The sequence below is a fragment of the Lacrimispora amygdalina genome (assembly GCF_900205965.1).
Lineage (GTDB): Bacteria > Bacillota > Clostridia > Lachnospirales > Lachnospiraceae > Lacrimispora > Lacrimispora amygdalina_A.
Window position 1 is genome coordinate 25343 of sequence record NZ_OAOF01000028.1, and the last position, 16667, is coordinate 42009.

Sequence of the window (16667 nt, forward strand, 5' to 3'; positions counted from 1 at the left end):
ATGTCAATGGACGGACTGATAATAGGGCTTGACCTGTGTGATGCCTATACCCGGATATGCTGCCATGACAGAGAAAAATCATGGAGCATTCCTACGGTTATCTGCAAGAAAAAAGATGAGGAAGCCTGGTACATAGGAGAAGAGGCATATGCCTATACTCTTGTGGGTGAAGGCATCATTGTGGACAAGCTGATAAAAATGGTAAGAAAAGACGGTACTGCAACACTTGGCGGTACAAAATATGAAGGTCTTGACTTATTAAAGTTATTTTTAAAGAAAATTTTAAAGCTGCCTATGGAAGAATTCTTCTGTGAGGAGATTAAACAGCTGGTGATTACCATGCAGAAGGTAGATGGAAAGCTGATGGATGCACTGATGTATTGTGCTGACGCTCTTGGTATTGAACGGGAACGGGTCCATATTATCAGCCATACGGAAAGCTTTGTTTACTATGTACTAAGCCAGAAAAAAGAGGTATGGGGCAACCAGGTGGGCGTGTTTGATTTATCGGAGGACTCCTTTCATTATCATGAACTGAAGGTTCAGCGGGGCCTTAGGAAGATGATGGTGATTGCAGAGCATGAGGCTTTAGAAGAAAGCTTTAATTTAGATATACTGGATACTCCCTCAGGGGGAAAACTGGCAGATAAAATTTTATGTTCCTGCGTAGACCGGTTAATGCAGAAAAAGCTGTTTTCCTCTGTGTTTCTTACTGGAAAGGGATTTGAGTGCCATGACTGGGCGAAGGATTCCATGAAAATGCTCTGTTCCAGAAGAAAGGTCTATATGGAACCGGAGCTGTTTGCCAGAGGTGCAGCTTTTAAGGGGATGGATTATTTACAGGATAACTCAGCGTATCCGTTTATCTGCATCTGTGAAGGGCATCTGCATTCTACAGTATCCTTACGCGTGCTTCACAAGGAACGGGAGAGTCAGCTCATAGTAGCTGCAGCAGGTGATAACTGGTACGAAGCGAAAAGCAGTGTGGACTTAATTATAGATAAACAGGATTATGTGGAATTTCTGGTAACTCCCATGGACCCTAAGCAAAAACGGCTGGTAAAGATCCCTTTGGAGGGTTTTCCCAACCGCCCGGACCGGACCACCCGCTTAGGAATCAGCTTTGGATTCTTAGATGAGAAGACGATGGCAGTGGTATTAAAGGATAAGGGCTTTGGAGAGCTGTTTCCTGCTACGGATGCGGTCATCAGGCAAGAGGTTATGCTATGAGTCTGATTCTGTGCCGGCAGGAACCGGTAAAACGGCCATTTTTCTTTGAGTATCTGGGGATTCGGATTTTTTCTTCCCAGGAACTTTGCTATGTTATTTACAACAATCCTCTGCTTGTGATGGAAGGATTCATAGATGAAAGTCTTCTGGAATTTATCCGGGAAGATTTAGATATGGCTTTTTTTGCTGCGAAGCTTGAAAAATGGCAGAAAAGCGATGAAGAGGAAGATGAGCTTCTAGCCATGATTCTCCATGAATGTGATTATTACAGCGCTTCGGAGGTGGGACAGTTCCGTCAGAAGCTGGCATCCCTGCGCCGGCTGCCGCAGTCGGAACTGTTTAAGGAGAAAGCGGATTTCCTCTTTCATAAAAAGCAGTACGGAAAAGCCGCTGCCCTATATCTTAAGATTCTCAACATGACGAAAGCGGACAGAGGCAGTGATGCTTTTACAGCAAAAGTTTATAACAACTTAGGTGCGGCTTATGCCCGGCTGTTTCTCATGGATAAAGCCTTGAGCGCTTATGAAAAGTCATACGAACTTTCAAAAAGCGAGGAGGCATTAAAAAAAATCTGCCATTTAAGCCAGTGGAATGCTTCTGTGGTTCCGGGTGAACGGTTTTTGCCTCTCATGACGGAAGAACTGCAAAAAATCTGCAGGGAGGAACGGGAACTGGCAGATGAAGCGGCAGGTAAGGCGCAAAGCCTGAATGAACTGGAGCAATTGTTTCAGAAAGACCCAATTAAGCGGTTTCAGGGAGCTGGAGAACTGGTTTCCAAATGGAAGAAGGAATACCGCAATATTATGTCTTGACAAAAAGATAAAAAGCCACTATCATATATTAGATAACAGATAAAGGTGTTGAAGAAGAGGAGTACGCACATAACCCTGAAAGAGAAAACCGTCCACTGGCTGAAAGACGGTTAAGGAAGTGTATGCGGAAGGTAGCTTCGGAACTGGAAGGCTGAAAGTTTTATGACATAGTAAGCGTTCACGTATGGCCCCGTTACAGGCTTATAGAGATATGGCTGAATCTGCCATAATAAAGGTGGTACCGCGTTTATTCGCCCTTTGTGTCCTCGGATGCAAAGGGCTTTTTGTTTTTTAAAAATACTATGAAAACATAAGGAGAAGATTATGAAAGAGTTGGAGAAAACCTATGATCCCTCAGGGATTGAAGGCAAACTTTATCAGAAATGGCTGGATAAAAAGTATTTCCATGCCAAACCCAATCAAAATAAAAAGCCGTTTACCATTGTAATGCCGCCTCCCAATATTACAGGGCATCTTCATATGGGGCATGCCCTTGATAATACCATGCAGGATATTCTCATCCGTTATAAGAGAATGCAGGGCTTAGAGGCATTATGGCAGCCTGGTACGGATCATGCGGCAATTGCAACAGAAGTGAAGGTAATTGAAAGCTTAAGAGCCCAGGGAATCGAAAAAGATGACTTAGGCCGGGAGGGCTTTCTGGAGAAGTGCTGGGACTGGAAAAAAGAATATGGCAGCCGCATCATCAACCAGCTTCATAAGATGGGATCTTCCGCAGACTGGGACAGAGAGCGTTTCACCATGGATGAAGGATGTTCCGAAGCTGTACAGGAAGTTTTCATCCGGTTGTATGAAAAAGGCTATATCTATAAGGGATCCAGAATTGTAAACTGGTGTCCTGTCTGCCAGACCTCCATATCCGATGCAGAGGTGGAGCATGAAGACCAGAACGGATTCTTCTGGCATATCAACTACCCGATTGCAGGTGAGGACGGAAGATTTGTAGAGATAGCAACCACAAGACCGGAAACATTGTTAGGAGATACGGCGGTGGCCGTAAATCCGGATGACGAACGTTACCAGGACATCATCGGAAAGATGTTAGTACTCCCCCTTACAGGACGGGAGATTCCGGTCATTGCAGATTCTTATGTTGACAAAGAATTCGGAACCGGCTGTGTAAAGATCACCCCTGCTCATGACCCCAATGATTTTGAGGTGGGCAGAAGACATCAGTTAGCGGAACTTACGATTATGAATGACGATGCAACTATCTGCCTTCCAGGAAGCAAATACGACGGTATGGAGCGTTATGAAGCCAGAAAAGCCATCGTAAAGGACTTAGAGGAACTGGGACTTTTAGTTAAGGTGGTTCCCCATTCCCATGCAGTCGGCACTCATGACCGCTGTAAGACAACGGTTGAGCCGATGGTAAAGCAGCAGTGGTTTGTTAAGATGGAAGAGATGGCAAAGCCGGCAATCGATGCATTAAAGACCGGTAAGCTGAAGTTCGTTCCGGAACGTTTTGATAAAATCTATCTTCACTGGCTGGAGAATATCAGGGACTGGTGCATATCCAGACAGCTCTGGTGGGGACACCGGATACCGGCATATTATTGCGATGAGTGTCATGAAATTATTGTTTCAAAAGAAACTCCTGATGTATGTCCAAAGTGCGGCGGTACCCATTTCACACAGGATGAAGACACCCTCGACACCTGGTTTTCCTCTGCGCTTTGGCCGTTCTCAACCCTGGGCTGGCCGGAAAATACAGAGGATTTAAAGTATTTCTATCCCACCAGTGTCCTTGTAACCGGCTATGATATCATATTCTTCTGGGTAATCCGTATGGTTTTCTCCGGAATTGAGCAGACAGGGGAGCTTCCCTTCCATACAGTGCTGATTCATGGGCTGGTAAGAGATTCTGAGGGAAGAAAAATGAGCAAATCCTTAGGAAACGGAATTGATCCTCTGGAAGTCATTGATAAATACGGCGCAGATGCCCTGAGGATGACGCTGATTACCGGAAATGCACCTGGAAACGATATGCGTTTTTACTGGGAGCGGGTAGAGGCAAGCAGGAATTTTGCCAATAAAGTATGGAATGCTTCCCGGTTTATTATGATGAATATCGAAAAGGCTCCTGATGCAAACCCACAGCTTACTGAACTTACCATGGCTGATAAGTGGATCCTTTCAAAAGTTAACATGCTTGCAAAAGATGTGACGGAGAATCTGGATAAATATGAGCTTGGGATTGCTCTGTCTAAAGTATATGACTTTATCTGGGAAGAATTCTGCGACTGGTATATTGAGATGGTGAAGCCAAGGCTGTGGAATGATGACGATACCACTAAGAATGCAGCGGTGTGGACGCTGAAAACGGTTCTGATCAATTCCTTAAAGCTCCTTCACCCCTATATGCCGTTCCTGACAGAAGAAATTTTCTGCAATCTTCAGGATGAAGAAGAGTCAATCATGATCTCAAAATGGCCGGAATTCAGGGAGGAATATGTATTTGAGGCGGAAGAGCTTGCTGTTGAAACCATTAAGGAAGCAGTCCGGGGTATCAGAAATGTAAGAACTTCCATGAACGTTCCGCCAAGCAAAAAAGCAAAGGTGTATGTTGTTTCAGAGAATCAGGATGTTCTTGATATTTTTGAACGCAGCAAAGTATTTTTTGCTGCTCTGGGGTATGCAGGTGAAGTATGCATACAGAAGGATAAGGAAGGAATCGGCGAAGATGCAGTCTCTGCAGTGATTCACCAGGCAGTTATTTATATGCCATTTGCAGAACTGGTTGATATTGAAAAGGAGATTGAACGCCTGAAGAAGGAAGAGGAGCGTCTGGAGAAGGAGCTTTTCCGTGTGCGTAACATGTTAAGCAACGAAAAGTTTGTAAGCAAGGCGCCTGCGTCTAAAATTGAAGAAGAGAAAGCAAAGCTTGAGAAGTATGCTCAGATGATGGAACAGGTAAAAGAACGTCTTTCCCAGCTCTCTTAATCTTTTAAATAAAATCGACAATACAAGATTGGTTGAAAAAACAGTCGAACACGGATTTTAATCCCGTGTCCGGCTGTTTTTTTTGTTGTCTGTATCTGGTTGGGAAAGATTCTTACCTCAGAGCGCTGTCTTTTAATTAACGAAAGTAGACAAAAAGATCAGATCCGGTCTGTAAAAAACTGTCGGGAACTGGCATTGCAGGTTGGAAAAAGACGATGAAAAAATGGAATTTTTTCCGTGGTTTTGACAAATTCTGAATGGATTACTGGCTATAATGTTCGTACAGGGCGGGAGGTGAACGCAGCAACGGAAATAAACCTGTACATAGATGTATTGTTCTTCATTAATTTTACCATGGATTTTCTGGTATTGTCCATCGTAAGACGGGGAATGAAATACCGTCTGATTTGGTGGAGGCTGATTCTGGGAGCAGTTTTGGGAGCAGCGTGGGCCGTGTTTGCCGCTGCTTTTCCCTATTTACCTATAATACCTGAGATGGCAGTTACCTATCTGGGGGTCAGTACCCTGATGGTGATGACTGCTTTCAACTTAAGAAAACCCAAAGATATCGGAAAAGGAGTAATAGCCCTTTATCTGGCTTCTGTAGCTGTTGGTGGAATCATGGAGTTCCTATATCAACATACGAAGACCGGCTATTATATAGAACAGATTCTTAGAGGAAATACAGGCAGGGCCATTCCTTTTTACCAGTTTATTTTTTTTGGTGCCGGGTCCTATTTTGGAATCCGGGTATTGCTTCGATGGCTGCCGAAGCTGTGGAAAGCAAAGAGCAATTTTTATGAAGTCACCATGCATTACAGAGGAAAGGAAAAGAGGGTGACTGCTCTTCTTGATACAGGTAACCGCCTTTATGAGCCGGTAAGCCGCCGTCCCGTCCACGTTGTGACCTATGAAGCCGTCCGTGAACTGTGTGAGAGTGTTTCGGAAGTAGTTTATATTCCGTTCGGAAGTGTGGGAAAATCAGACGGAGTCATGCCTGGGATTTTTTTAGATGAGATGGAGATACGTCAGGGAGATGATGTAAGAATAATTGAAAAGCCTCTGGTGGCTGTCTGCAAAAAAGCGCTGTCTGCAAGCGGAGAATATCAGATGCTGCTGCACGATGAGTAATTGTATGATGTAAAGGAGAGAGTGTCGACATGATTATAAAAGTATCCGTACCAAATCGTTTTCAGTTTAAAGCAATACCTACATTCAGAACATTGATGATGCCGTCTCAGGGTGAGGTCCATTATATAGGAGGTGCGGATATCCTGCCTGCGCCACTGGATAATGAGAGAGAAGCCCAGGTTATTGCCCTTCTTGGAGGAGATGAGGACCAGAAAGCGAAATCAGAATTGATTGAACACAATCTCCGCCTTGTTGTCTATATTGCCAAAAAGTTTGATAATACAAGTGTTGGTGTGGAAGATCTGATTTCAATTGGCACCATCGGACTGATTAAAGCGATTAATACCTTTAATCCGTCAAAAAATATAAAATTAGCAACTTATGCTTCCCGCTGTATTGAAAATGAAATACTCATGTATTTAAGAAGAAATAATAAGACTAAAATGGAAGTATCAATTGATGAACCCTTAAATGTGGATTGGGATGGAAATGAGCTTCTGCTGTCCGATATTCTTGGTACAGATGAGGATGTAATATATAAAGACTTAGAAACAGAGGTGGAAAGAAATCTCCTGAATTCAGCAATCAGCCGTTTAAGCCCCAGGGAGCGTAAAATTGTGGAGCTGCGGTTTGGTCTTTCCGACGAGGACGGGGAAGAGATGACACAGAAAGAAGTGGCGGATTTACTTGGCATTTCCCAATCCTACATATCAAGACTTGAGAAAAAAATCATGAAGCGGCTGAAAAAAGAAATTGTGCGGTTTGAATAAAGAAACAATTCTAATTATGTATGTAAGCCTGCCTTTAAAAAAGGTGGGCTTATATCATGTTGAGTTTACATGAAGGTTTATGAAAGATAATTTTTCATGGTTTTCAGTGCATTCTTTTCCAGTCTGCTCACCTGAGCCTGACTGATATGAATTTCTTCCGCAACTTCCGTCTGGGTCTTTCCTTCAAAAAAACGCATATCGATAATATGTCTTTCCCGTTCAGGAAGTCTTCTCATGGCCTCGTTTAAGGAGATGTCCTCAACCCAGTTTTCCTCCAGGTTTTTCTTGTCACTGATCTGGTCCATGACATAGAGAGGATCCCCCCCATCCGAGTATACCGGTTCATATAAACTGACCGGGCTTTGGATTGCATCAAGTGCATAGGTGATATCTTCCTTGCTGACTCCGATTTCATCTGCTATTTCCATGAGAGAAGGTTCTTTCAAGTTCTTTTTCATCAGGTTTTCTTTGGCGTATATTGCTTTATAAGCAGTATCACGCAGGGAACGGCTGACGCGGATGGAGTTATTATCCCGAAGATAACGCCGCACCTCACCCAGAATCATGGGTACTGCATAGGTGGAAAACCGGACATTCTGCGTAATATCAAAGTTATCAATGGCCTTGATCAGCCCAATGCAGCCAATTTGAAACAAATCGTCCACATTTTCGCTGCTGCCGGAAAAACGCTGTATAACGCTGAGAACCAGTCTTAAGTTCCCCTTGATGTAATCTTCTCTGGCCTTTTTATCTCCGTTAAGTATCCGCTTGAAAAGGACTTCCTTCTCTTCATTGCTCAGAAGAGGCAGTTTGGAAGTATTGACGCCGCAAATCTCTACTTTGTATCCAGACATATCTTTCCCTCCGCATCATTTTATTCTCTTACATAGAAATGATGTACTTATTCGAGGGCTTTTATACGATTGCCGAATTAAAATTTATTTCCAGTTTTTGGGCAGTTTTCCTTTACCTGTTTTTTTCATATAAAATCTGCAGACCTTTCAGCAGGAGAGCATCGTCGTAATGTATGTTGTGGCGGCACAGGGATATAACAGAGGATGCAAGACCGCCTGTTGCAACGAGACTGGCTTCCATATGAAGCTCTTCCTGCATCCGGTCAATGATACCGTCAATCATCGCCGCATTGCCGTATAATATGCCGTTTCTCATGCTGTCGATGGTGTTTTTTCCAATGATTCGTGAAGGCTTTTCCAAACCGATATAAGGAAGCTGGGCAGCCCGGCTGCTTAATGAATCCAGGGAAACTCTGAGCCCCGGGAAGATGATGCCTCCTGTAAAATTCCCCTGCTGGTCGATGACAGATACGGTGGTTGCAGTTCCCATGTCAATCACGATGATCGGAGGTGCAAAATCCTTTAAAGCAGCAACGGCATCCACAATTAAGTCACTTCCAACAGCCTTTGGATTATCCATCTTTATGTTCAGTCCTGTCTTCATGCCTGAGCCAACAAGAAGAGGTGTATTACCTGTCAGTTTTCTGACTGCAGAGAGGATTACCTCCGTGAGTGGTGGAACGACGGAGGATACGATTGATCCTTCTATAGAGGAAAGCGGAAATCCGTTAAGATTCATGATGTCCTTTATATTTACGGCATATTCCAGCTCCGTTTTTCTGTGATTGGTGTTCACCCGTTCAACAAAATACGTTTTGCTGTTATCGATGCCTCCTATAACAATATTACTGTTACCGATATCAATGGCTAAAATCATGGAGAGAACTCCTTTCCAACTTTTTTTTCTTGTGCTATACTGTAGAGTATCATATTTTGAATGGAAAAACAACGGGAGGCTATTATGCTGAAAGGAAAAACTATAATTCTGGGCGTTACAGGAAGTATTGCTGCTTACAAAACAGCCGGGCTGGCCAGCATGCTGGTGAAGAAAGGCTGTAACGTCCACGTAATCATGACTGAGAATGCCACAAATTTTATAAATCCCATTACCTTTGAATCACTGACCGGCAATAAATGTCTGGTGGATACCTTTGACCGAAACTTTCAGTATCAGGTTGAACATGTATCCATCGCGAAGTTGGCGGATGTGGTGATGATCGCACCGGCCAGTGCCAACGTAATTGCAAAGCTTGCACACGGTTTGGCTGATGATATGCTTTCCACTACGGTTCTGGCATGCAGATGTAAGAAATTAATTGCTCCTGCCATGAATACAAACATGTATGAAAACCCTATTGTACAGGATAATATAAGAATCTGCCAGTCTTACGGAATGGAAGTCATTACTCCTGCGGTAGGTTATCTGGCATGCGGGGATGTCGGTGCCGGCAAGATGCCGGAACCGGAAACTCTTTTTGAATACATTGAAAAAGAGGCTGCATATCAAAAAGATCTGGAGGGAAAGAAGATTCTCGTTACAGCGGGGCCTACAAGAGAAGCACTGGACCCAGTCCGCTATCTCACTAATTTTTCTACCGGAAAAATGGGATATGCCGTAGCCAGGGCTGCGGCTTTAAGAGGAGCCGAGGTTACTCTTGTAACCGGAAAAACGGAGCTTAAGAAACCTGCATTTGTGAAAGTGATTGAGATAGAGAGTGCCAGGGACATGTTTGAAGCTGTGAAAAAAGAGGCCAAAGATCAGGATGCAGTCATCAAGGCAGCAGCAGTCGCGGATTATCGTCCCTCACATGTGAATACAGAGAAAACCAAGAAAAAAGACGGAGATTTGTCCCTGGAACTGGAGCGGACAGAAGATATTTTAAAATGGCTTGGAGAGCATAAACAGAAGGGCCAGATTCTCTGCGGCTTTTCCATGGAAACAGAAAATATGCTGGAAAATTCCAGGGAGAAGCTGAAACGGAAAAAAATAGATATGATTGTAGCAAATAATTTAAAGGTGGAAGGTGCCGGATTCGGTACGGATACCAATGTGGTCACCATCATCACCAGGGACAAAGAGAAAGCTCTTGATAAGATGACAAAAGAGGAAGTGGCACACCGTCTCTTATCTGAGATTTTTCCCACGTAGCAGGAAAAATTCCGTATTCCAACTGCCAGAGTGAATCTTGACTTATGGTTAGAATCATACTACAATAGACAGGACTCAGACGTATAATTGGAGGAATTATTTTTGTGAATATTGCAGAAGAAATAAAGAAAAGAAGAACCTTTGCCATCATTTCCCATCCAGATGCGGGAAAGACCACACTGACAGAGAAGTTTCTTCTATATGGAGGAGCGATTAATTTAGCCGGCTCCGTAAAAGGCAGAAAGTCATCAAGACATGCGGTTTCCGACTGGATGGAGATCGAAAAGGAAAGAGGTATTTCCGTAACCTCCTCCGTTTTACAGTTTAATTACGACGGATTTTGTATCAATATTCTGGACACACCGGGACATCAGGATTTCTCGGAGGACACATACCGTACTTTAATGGCAGCAGACTCTGCAGTCATGGTTATTGATGGTTCCAAGGGTGTGGAGGCGCAGACAATTAAGCTTTTTAAGGTCTGTGTTATGAGACATATACCTATTTTTACTTTTATAAATAAGATGGACCGGGAAGCGAGAGATCCCTTTGAACTGATGGATGAGATTGAATCCGTACTGGGAATCAGAACCTGCCCGGTAAACTGGCCCATTGGCTGCGGAAGAGATTTTAAAGGAGTTTATGACCGTTATAAAGGTACGATTACCACCTTTAAAGCAGCCATGAACGGACAGAAGGAAGTAGAATCCACAGAGGTTCAGTTAGGTGACAGCCAGGTGGATGATCTGATCGGACCATCCTTTCACAGCCAGCTGATGGATGAGATTGAACTGCTTGACGGAGCCAGTGATGAACTGGATATGGAACGGGTGGGCAGAGGAGATTTATCTCCTGTTTTTTTCGGTTCAGCGCTGACCAACTTTGGTGTTGAGACATTTTTACAGCATTTTCTTCAGATGACCACTTCTCCCCTTCCCAGACTTACTACAACCGGAGTGATTGATCCTTTTGAGGAGGATTTTTCTGCGTTTGTCTTTAAGATTCAGGCGAATATGAATAAAGCACACAGAGACAGGATTGCATTTATGAGAATCGTTTCTGGAAAATTCGATGCCGGAATGGAAGTAAACCATGTGCAGGGCGGGAAAAAGCTTCGTCTGTCCCAGCCGCAGCAGATGATGGCACAGGATAGAAAGATTGTGGAAGAGGCATACGGCGGAGATATCATCGGTGTGTTTGATCCCGGTATTTTTTCCATAGGAGATACTCTGTGTAAATCCAATGAAAAATTCGAATTTGAAGGAATCCCAACGTTTGCGCCTGAGCATTTTGCCAGAGTGCGCCAGATTGATACCATGAAACGGAAGCAGTTTATCAAAGGAGTCAATCAGATTGCCCAGGAGGGTGCGATTCAGATCTTCCAGGAGTTTAATACTGGTATGGAGGAGATTATCGTAGGCGTTGTGGGGGAACTGCAGTTTGAAGTGCTGACGTACCGGCTGGAGAATGAATATAACGTAGAAGTAAAGCTTGAGAAGCTGCCATATGAATATATCCGCTGGGTAGAGAACAGCGCTGAGATTGATGTGTCAAAGATTCAGGGAACATCAGATATGAAGCGCATTAAGGATTTAAAGGACAACCCGCTGCTCCTTTTTGTGAACAGCTGGAGTGTGGGAATGGTACTGGATCGCAATCCAGGCCTGAAGCTTTCTGAATTTGGACATAATTAGATTGAAAGCAGGACCTGGAACTGTATAAAAACAAGGAGGAAGCAGATAATGAGTAGAATTGATGAAGTAAGACAGGCAATGGTAGAGGCGATGAAGGCAAAGGATAAACAGAAAAAAGATGCTTTATCCATGCTCCTTTCTGCGCTTAAGAATTTTGAGATTGATAAGAAGGATCATACACCGATTACGGAGGAAGAAGCCGACGCAGTTGTGAAAAAGGAAATAAGACAGACTCAGGAAACCTTTGAACAGGCACCGGCAGACCGTACAGACATAAAAGAAGAGGCATCTTTCAGAATTTCAGTATATAAAGAATTTGCTCCGGAGGACATGGGAGTTGACCAGATTAAGGAAATCATCGGTGCGGTGCTGGCTGAACTTGGAATAGAAACACCTACTGCAGCAGATAAGGGAAAAATCATGAAGGTGCTGATGCCGAAGGTAAAGGGTAAGGCAGACGGCAAGGTTGTGAATGAAACACTGGCAGGCATGATGAAATAAATAGATCAGAATACAGGAAGGGGTGCGGATTATGTATAAGAAAGAGATTAGCCAGTACATTGATTCTCATAAGGAGGAGATGATCCGGGATATCTGCAGGCTTTGCAGAATCAACAGTGAAAAGATGCCTTATAAAGAGGGCATGCCTTATGGTCCCGGGGCATTTAGGGCATTGGAGGAAGCACTTGAAATGGCAGACTCTTATGGTTTTACCATCAACAATTATGATAACTATGTGGGAACCGCTGATTTAAATGACAAGGAACACCAGCTTGATATTCTGGCTCACCTTGATGTGGTACCGGCGGGAGAAGGCTGGAAAGAGACAGACCCCTTTGAGCCGGTTGTAAAAGGTGATAAGTTATTTGGACGTGGAACTTCCGATGATAAAGGACCTGCTGTAGCTGCACTTTATGCAATGCGCGCTGTAAAGGAGTTAAATATTCCCTTAAAGAAGAATGTACGCCTGATCCTTGGTACAGATGAAGAATGCGGCAGCTCCGACATTGCTCATTATTATTCCATCGAAAAGGAAGCTCCCATGACATTTTCACCAGATGGTGCTTTTCCTGTGGTGAATACGGAAAAGGGCGGATTAAATGGTCATTTTACTGCTGACTGGGAGCCTTCCGAGGCACTTCCCAAACTGGTAAGCATCAAAGCAGGACTTAAAGTCAATGTTGTACCTGGTAAAGCAAGTGCTGATGTTGCCGGGTTTGATAAAGAAGTATTAAGCCGTGCTGCCTCAGAATGTGAGAAAGAAACCGGTGTCCGCTACGAATTGGCTTTTGAGGGAGACATAACCCATATTACTGCAGTGGGTGAGGGCGCCCACGCTTCTACTCCTGAAGAGGGCAACAATGCATTGACCGGTCTGCTGGTTTATTTAACCAGACTTCCTTTTGCAAAATGTCCGCAGATTACCATGATCGGACGTCTTATGGAACTGATTCCTCACGGAGATACAGAAGGAAAAGCACTGGGAATTGCCATGAGTGATGAGCTTTCAGGAGAACTGACTCTGGCCTTCAGCCTGCTGGAAGTCACTGATTCAGGCCTTAACGGAACCTTTGACAGCCGCTGTCCAATCTGCGCTACAAAGGAAAATGTTTTGGATGTAGTGAGAAAGAATATGGAAGAAAAGGGATTTACCCTGCATAATGATTCCATGCGTCCGCCGCATCATGTTGACGGAGATTCAGTATTTGTAAAAACTCTGCTGAATGCGTATGAATCATATACCGGTTTAAAGGGAGAGTGCGTTTCCATGGGAGGCGGCACCTATGTTCATGAGCTGGAGAATGGAGTCGCTTTCGGCGCTTCTTTACCTGGAACAGACAACCGTATGCATGGAGCCGATGAGTTTGCTGTCATTGATGAGCTTTTGGTAAGTGCCAAGATCTTTGCGCAGGTAATTATAGATCTCTGTTCATAAAAAATTTTTGCATATTAAAAAAAACTATTGACAAAACGGAATAGAAAGCGTACAATACGCCTCATAAAGACATACCTACTATTTCCGTAGGATTTAGGGAAAGGAGCGGTTGCCATGACCCGGTTAACAGCTATGCAGATGAATATGGATCAGATGAACGACATGTGTATGATGATGTGTTGTTACTCTGGATACGTAAAAAACCGATAAAGGAATTCATTTGTATAGGATTGTGATTGGTGTTTGCTGGAAACCGCATATGCGGAAGTTTCGGGTCGCAGGTCTGTGCAAGGCTTGCGGCCTTTTTGTACATAAAAAGAAAGGAAACGACACATGCAGTCAGAAGAACCTATTATTCAGCTGGTCGGACTGGGAAAAGAATTTCATACCTCAAGCGGTCCCATTAAAGCATTAGACGATATTAATCTGTCCATTGAACGGGGGGAGATATTTGGAATCATCGGTTTAAGCGGAGCCGGAAAAAGCACCCTCGTCCGTTGTATTAATTATTTAGAGGTGCCTACATCCGGTGAGGTGCTTTTTGAAAATCAAAGCCTGGCAGCCATGAATTCCAGGCAGCAGAGGCTGGCGAGACAGTCTATGGGTATGATTTTCCAGCAGTTTAATTTACTTGCCCAGAGAAATGTACTACAGAATATATGCTTCCCGTTGGAAATAGCATATATGCCTAAAAAGGAAGCGGTAAAAAGAGCCATGGAGCTGCTGGAGCTGGTTGGTTTAAAGGATCGGGCGAAAGCCTATCCTTCTCAGCTTTCCGGAGGTCAGAAACAGAGGGTGGCCATAGCGAGAGCCCTAGCCACAAATCCTAAGATTCTTCTGTGTGATGAGGCAACCAGTGCCTTAGACCCTAATACGACCAAATCCATACTGGGCCTTTTAAAAGAGATCAACAAAAACCTGGGTGTTACTGTTGTTGTAATTACTCATGAAATGGCGGTGATTGAAGCGATCTGTGACCGGGTTGCCATCATTGACCAGAGTCATATCGCTGAGGTGGGCTGCGTAGCAGATATCTTTTCCGAACCCAAATCCAAAATCGGAAGACAGCTGATTCTTGGAGATGCGGCAGAACAGGCCATAGGGTTTGGAGGCAACAGAAGAATCCGTATTTCCTTTGACGGGCGTTCTTCCTTTGAACCGGTTCTTTCCAATATGATTCTCGCCTGTAAGGTGCCGGTAAATATTATGCATGCGGAAACCCGTGATATTGGAGGAACTGCCATGGGCCAGATGGTGATCCAGCTGCCGGAAGAGGAAATTGACCAGAACCGGATCTTAAATTATTTAAAAACAGCAAAGATTAATTTTGAGGAGGTGAAGGATTATGACCTTTGATGCTGCGACTATAGATATGTTGAAATTAGGAGTCTGGGAAACTTTATACATGACATTTGCTTCATCCTTTTTTGCTTATCTGATTGGAATACCCTTAGGAATTATACTCATAGTTATGGATAGAGATGGAATCTATCCGGTTCCGTGGCTGCAGAGAATTCTGGGTCTGATCATTAACCTGCTGCGTTCTGTTCCATTTATTATCCTGCTTATTATGGTTATGCCAATTACCAAGGTGATCGCAGGAACAACACTTGGGGCGAAAGCTGTAATACCTCCTCTGGTGATCGCATCAGCCCCTTATGTGGCCCGTGTGGTGGAATCTTCTTTTAAAGAAGTGGATGCAGGGGTAATAGAGGCAGCCAAATCCATGGGAGCGTCTGTGATGCAGATAATCTGGAAGGTTCTTCTGCCGGAAGCAAAACCTTCCCTGTTGGTTGGAGCTGCTTTATCGGTTACGACCATACTGGCGTATTCCGCAATGTCAGGCTTTGTAGGCGGAGGCGGTCTGGGTGATATCGCCATTAAATATGGCTATTACCGGTACCAGACTCTGATGATGTTTATTACCGTTGCGATTCTTGTTATTATTGTCCAGGTTATTCAGGAAGCAGGTATGAAACTTTCCAGAATGAGTGACAAGCGAATCAGATAGTAACTGCCACTGGCGTTACCAAATATATTTCAGGAGGAAATTATTATGAAAAAATCTATTTATGCTCTGACCGCAGCCCTTCTTTTGGCAGGAGCACTGACCGGCTGTGCTGGAAGCAAAGAAACACCGGCGACCACTGCAGCAGATTCAAAAGCTGAAACCACTGCATCAGAGACGAAAGCGGAAGCAGAAAGCAAGACAGAGGCTTCCGGCAAACTGGAAAAAATTGTAGTAGGCGCTACACCAGCTCCTCATGCAGAGATCTTAAATGCTGCAAAGGATATTTTAAAAGAAAAAGGTTATGAGCTGGTTGTGAAAGAATATACCGATTACGTACAGCCAAATGTAGCACTTGATTCCGGTGATTTAGATGCGAACTACTTCCAGCATCAGCCGTATCTGGATCAGTTCAATGAAGAGAAGGGGACTGAGTTAGTCAGTGCAGGCTCCATCCATTATGAGCCGTACGGAATCTATGCAGGAAAGAGCAAGTCTTTAAAAGATCTTGCTGACGGAGCCCAGATCGCCGTACCAAACGATGTTTCCAATGAGGCAAGAGCATTGAATCTTCTGGCTGACAATGGCCTGATCCAGTTAAAGGATGGCGTTGGTCTGGAAGCAACGAAGAATGATATTGTAAAAAATGACAAAAACTTTAAGATCGTTGAAGTAGAGGCAGCACAGCTTCCCCGCTCTCTTGGTGATGTAGATGTTGCAGTTATTAACGGTAACTATGCCATTGATGCAGGATTAAAGGTATCTGATGCGCTTGCAGTAGAAGATGCAGCTTCTATTGCGGCTACACGCTACAGCAATATCGTTGCAGTCCGCAAGGGAGATGAGACAAACGATAAGACAAAAGCCCTTATAGAGGCATTAACCAGTGATACAGTAAAGAAATTTATTGAGGATACCTATGACGGAGCAGTTGTTCCTTCCTTTTAATTAAAGAAATAGTATTGTTTTATCATGCAGCAGGGAAAAAAAGTCCCTGCTGTTTTTTTGTATAGCAGTCTTTTAATAAACCACCTGCTATGCAGGTGCGTCCACAGCCGCTTTAGCTTACAGAAAAAACCTCCAATGATATAATAAGTGTAGGTTCGCCAACCACACTAA

At 43.9% G+C, this 16667-nt stretch carries 14 protein-coding genes and 1 other annotated feature; of the genes, 12 read left to right on the forward strand and 2 right to left on the reverse strand.

What is annotated here, in order from left to right; genetic code table 11:
- Positions 1-6: 6 nt before the first annotated feature.
- From CRO04_RS23090 to sigE, 5 genes are all read left to right on the forward strand, one after another.
- Positions 7-1230 (forward strand): DUF5716 family protein, encoded by a 1224-nt coding sequence (locus CRO04_RS23090; protein WP_097006607.1) that lies wholly within the window; start codon positions 7-9, stop codon positions 1228-1230.
- Positions 1227-2042, forward strand: a complete 816-nt coding sequence (locus tag CRO04_RS23095; RefSeq protein ID WP_097006608.1) for a tetratricopeptide repeat protein — start codon at positions 1227-1229, stop codon at positions 2040-2042. Before CRO04_RS23090 ends, CRO04_RS23095 begins: the two co-directional genes overlap by 4 nt.
- A 39-nt stretch (positions 2043-2081) precedes the next feature.
- Positions 2082-2304 (forward strand) — a binding site (T-box leader).
- A 62-nt stretch (positions 2305-2366) separates the two neighbouring features.
- Positions 2367-5006: a valine--tRNA ligase gene (locus tag CRO04_RS23100; RefSeq protein WP_097006609.1), complete on the forward strand. Its 2640-nt coding sequence runs from the start codon at positions 2367-2369 to the stop codon at positions 5004-5006.
- A gap of 237 nt (positions 5007-5243) precedes the next feature.
- The gene (locus tag CRO04_RS23105; protein WP_097006610.1) at positions 5244-6137 is read left to right on the forward strand and encodes a sigma-E processing peptidase SpoIIGA; all 894 of its coding nucleotides are present in this window, start codon (positions 5244-5246) and stop codon (positions 6135-6137) included.
- Between the two features lie 29 nt (positions 6138-6166).
- Positions 6167-6907 carry an RNA polymerase sporulation sigma factor SigE gene (gene sigE, locus CRO04_RS23110; protein WP_097006611.1) on the forward strand — a complete coding sequence of 247 codons (741 nt, stop codon included), beginning with the start codon at positions 6167-6169 and terminating at the stop codon, positions 6905-6907.
- 77 nt (positions 6908-6984) lie between these two features.
- Here sigE and sigG read toward each other — a convergent pair whose 3' ends face one another.
- Positions 6985-7761 carry an RNA polymerase sporulation sigma factor SigG gene (gene sigG / locus CRO04_RS23115; protein ID WP_097006612.1) on the reverse strand — a complete coding sequence of 259 codons (777 nt, stop codon included), beginning with the start codon at positions 7759-7761 and terminating at the stop codon, positions 6985-6987.
- A gap of 112 nt (positions 7762-7873) precedes the next feature.
- Positions 7874-8638: a type III pantothenate kinase gene (locus CRO04_RS23120; RefSeq protein WP_097006613.1), complete on the reverse strand. Its 765-nt coding sequence runs from the start codon at positions 8636-8638 to the stop codon at positions 7874-7876.
- A gap of 84 nt (positions 8639-8722) precedes the next feature.
- Between CRO04_RS23120 and coaBC the strand changes: the two genes are divergently transcribed.
- The 7 genes from coaBC (at position 8723) to CRO04_RS23155 (ending at position 16496) form a co-directional block, all read left to right on the forward strand.
- Positions 8723-9910, forward strand: a complete 1188-nt coding sequence (gene coaBC, locus CRO04_RS23125) for a bifunctional phosphopantothenoylcysteine decarboxylase/phosphopantothenate--cysteine ligase CoaBC (RefSeq protein ID WP_097006614.1) — start codon at positions 8723-8725, stop codon at positions 9908-9910.
- Positions 9911-10014: 104 nt separating this feature from the next.
- Positions 10015-11604 (forward strand): peptide chain release factor 3, encoded by a 1590-nt coding sequence (locus CRO04_RS23130; RefSeq protein WP_097006615.1) that lies wholly within the window; start codon positions 10015-10017, stop codon positions 11602-11604.
- Positions 11605-11652: 48 nt separating this feature from the next.
- A complete protein-coding gene (locus CRO04_RS23135; protein ID WP_097006616.1) occupies positions 11653-12105 on the forward strand; it encodes a GatB/YqeY domain-containing protein in 453 nt (150 codons plus the stop codon).
- 31 nt (positions 12106-12136) lie between these two features.
- On the forward strand, positions 12137-13540 hold the full coding sequence (gene pepV / locus CRO04_RS23140; protein WP_097006617.1) for a dipeptidase PepV: 1404 nt from the start codon (positions 12137-12139) through the stop codon (positions 13538-13540).
- A gap of 333 nt (positions 13541-13873) precedes the next feature.
- Positions 13874-14896: a methionine ABC transporter ATP-binding protein gene (locus CRO04_RS23145; protein WP_097006618.1), complete on the forward strand. Its 1023-nt coding sequence runs from the start codon at positions 13874-13876 to the stop codon at positions 14894-14896.
- Positions 14886-15551 (forward strand): methionine ABC transporter permease, encoded by a 666-nt coding sequence (locus tag CRO04_RS23150; RefSeq protein ID WP_097006619.1) that lies wholly within the window; start codon positions 14886-14888, stop codon positions 15549-15551. The genes CRO04_RS23145 and CRO04_RS23150 overlap by 11 nt, the downstream gene beginning before the upstream one ends.
- A gap of 45 nt (positions 15552-15596) precedes the next feature.
- The gene (locus CRO04_RS23155) at positions 15597-16496 is read left to right on the forward strand and encodes a MetQ/NlpA family ABC transporter substrate-binding protein (protein ID WP_097006620.1); all 900 of its coding nucleotides are present in this window, start codon (positions 15597-15599) and stop codon (positions 16494-16496) included.
- Positions 16497-16667 lie beyond the last annotated feature (171 nt).

Excerpts from the sequence above, each read along its gene's own strand:
- CRO04_RS23090 (WP_097006607.1), top strand. The coding sequence starts at position 7 with ATGGACGGACTGATAATAGGGCTTGACCTGTGTGATGCCTATACCCGG.
- CRO04_RS23095 (WP_097006608.1), top strand. The coding sequence starts at position 1,227 with ATGAGTCTGATTCTGTGCCGGCAGGAACCGGTAAAACGGCCATTTTTC.
- CRO04_RS23100 (WP_097006609.1), top strand. The coding sequence starts at position 2,367 with ATGAAAGAGTTGGAGAAAACCTATGATCCCTCAGGGATTGAAGGCAAA.
- sigE (WP_097006611.1), top strand. The coding sequence starts at position 6,167 with ATGATTATAAAAGTATCCGTACCAAATCGTTTTCAGTTTAAAGCAATA.
- sigG (WP_097006612.1), bottom strand. The coding sequence starts at position 7,761 with ATGTCTGGATACAAAGTAGAGATTTGCGGCGTCAATACTTCCAAACTG.
- CRO04_RS23120 (WP_097006613.1), bottom strand. The coding sequence starts at position 8,638 with ATGATTTTAGCCATTGATATCGGTAACAGTAATATTGTTATAGGAGGC.
- coaBC (WP_097006614.1), top strand. The coding sequence starts at position 8,723 with ATGCTGAAAGGAAAAACTATAATTCTGGGCGTTACAGGAAGTATTGCT.
- CRO04_RS23135 (WP_097006616.1), top strand. The coding sequence starts at position 11,653 with ATGAGTAGAATTGATGAAGTAAGACAGGCAATGGTAGAGGCGATGAAG.
- pepV (WP_097006617.1), top strand. The coding sequence starts at position 12,137 with ATGTATAAGAAAGAGATTAGCCAGTACATTGATTCTCATAAGGAGGAG.
- CRO04_RS23145 (WP_097006618.1), top strand. The coding sequence starts at position 13,874 with ATGCAGTCAGAAGAACCTATTATTCAGCTGGTCGGACTGGGAAAAGAA.
- CRO04_RS23150 (WP_097006619.1), top strand. The coding sequence starts at position 14,886 with ATGACCTTTGATGCTGCGACTATAGATATGTTGAAATTAGGAGTCTGG.
- CRO04_RS23155 (WP_097006620.1), top strand. The coding sequence starts at position 15,597 with ATGAAAAAATCTATTTATGCTCTGACCGCAGCCCTTCTTTTGGCAGGA.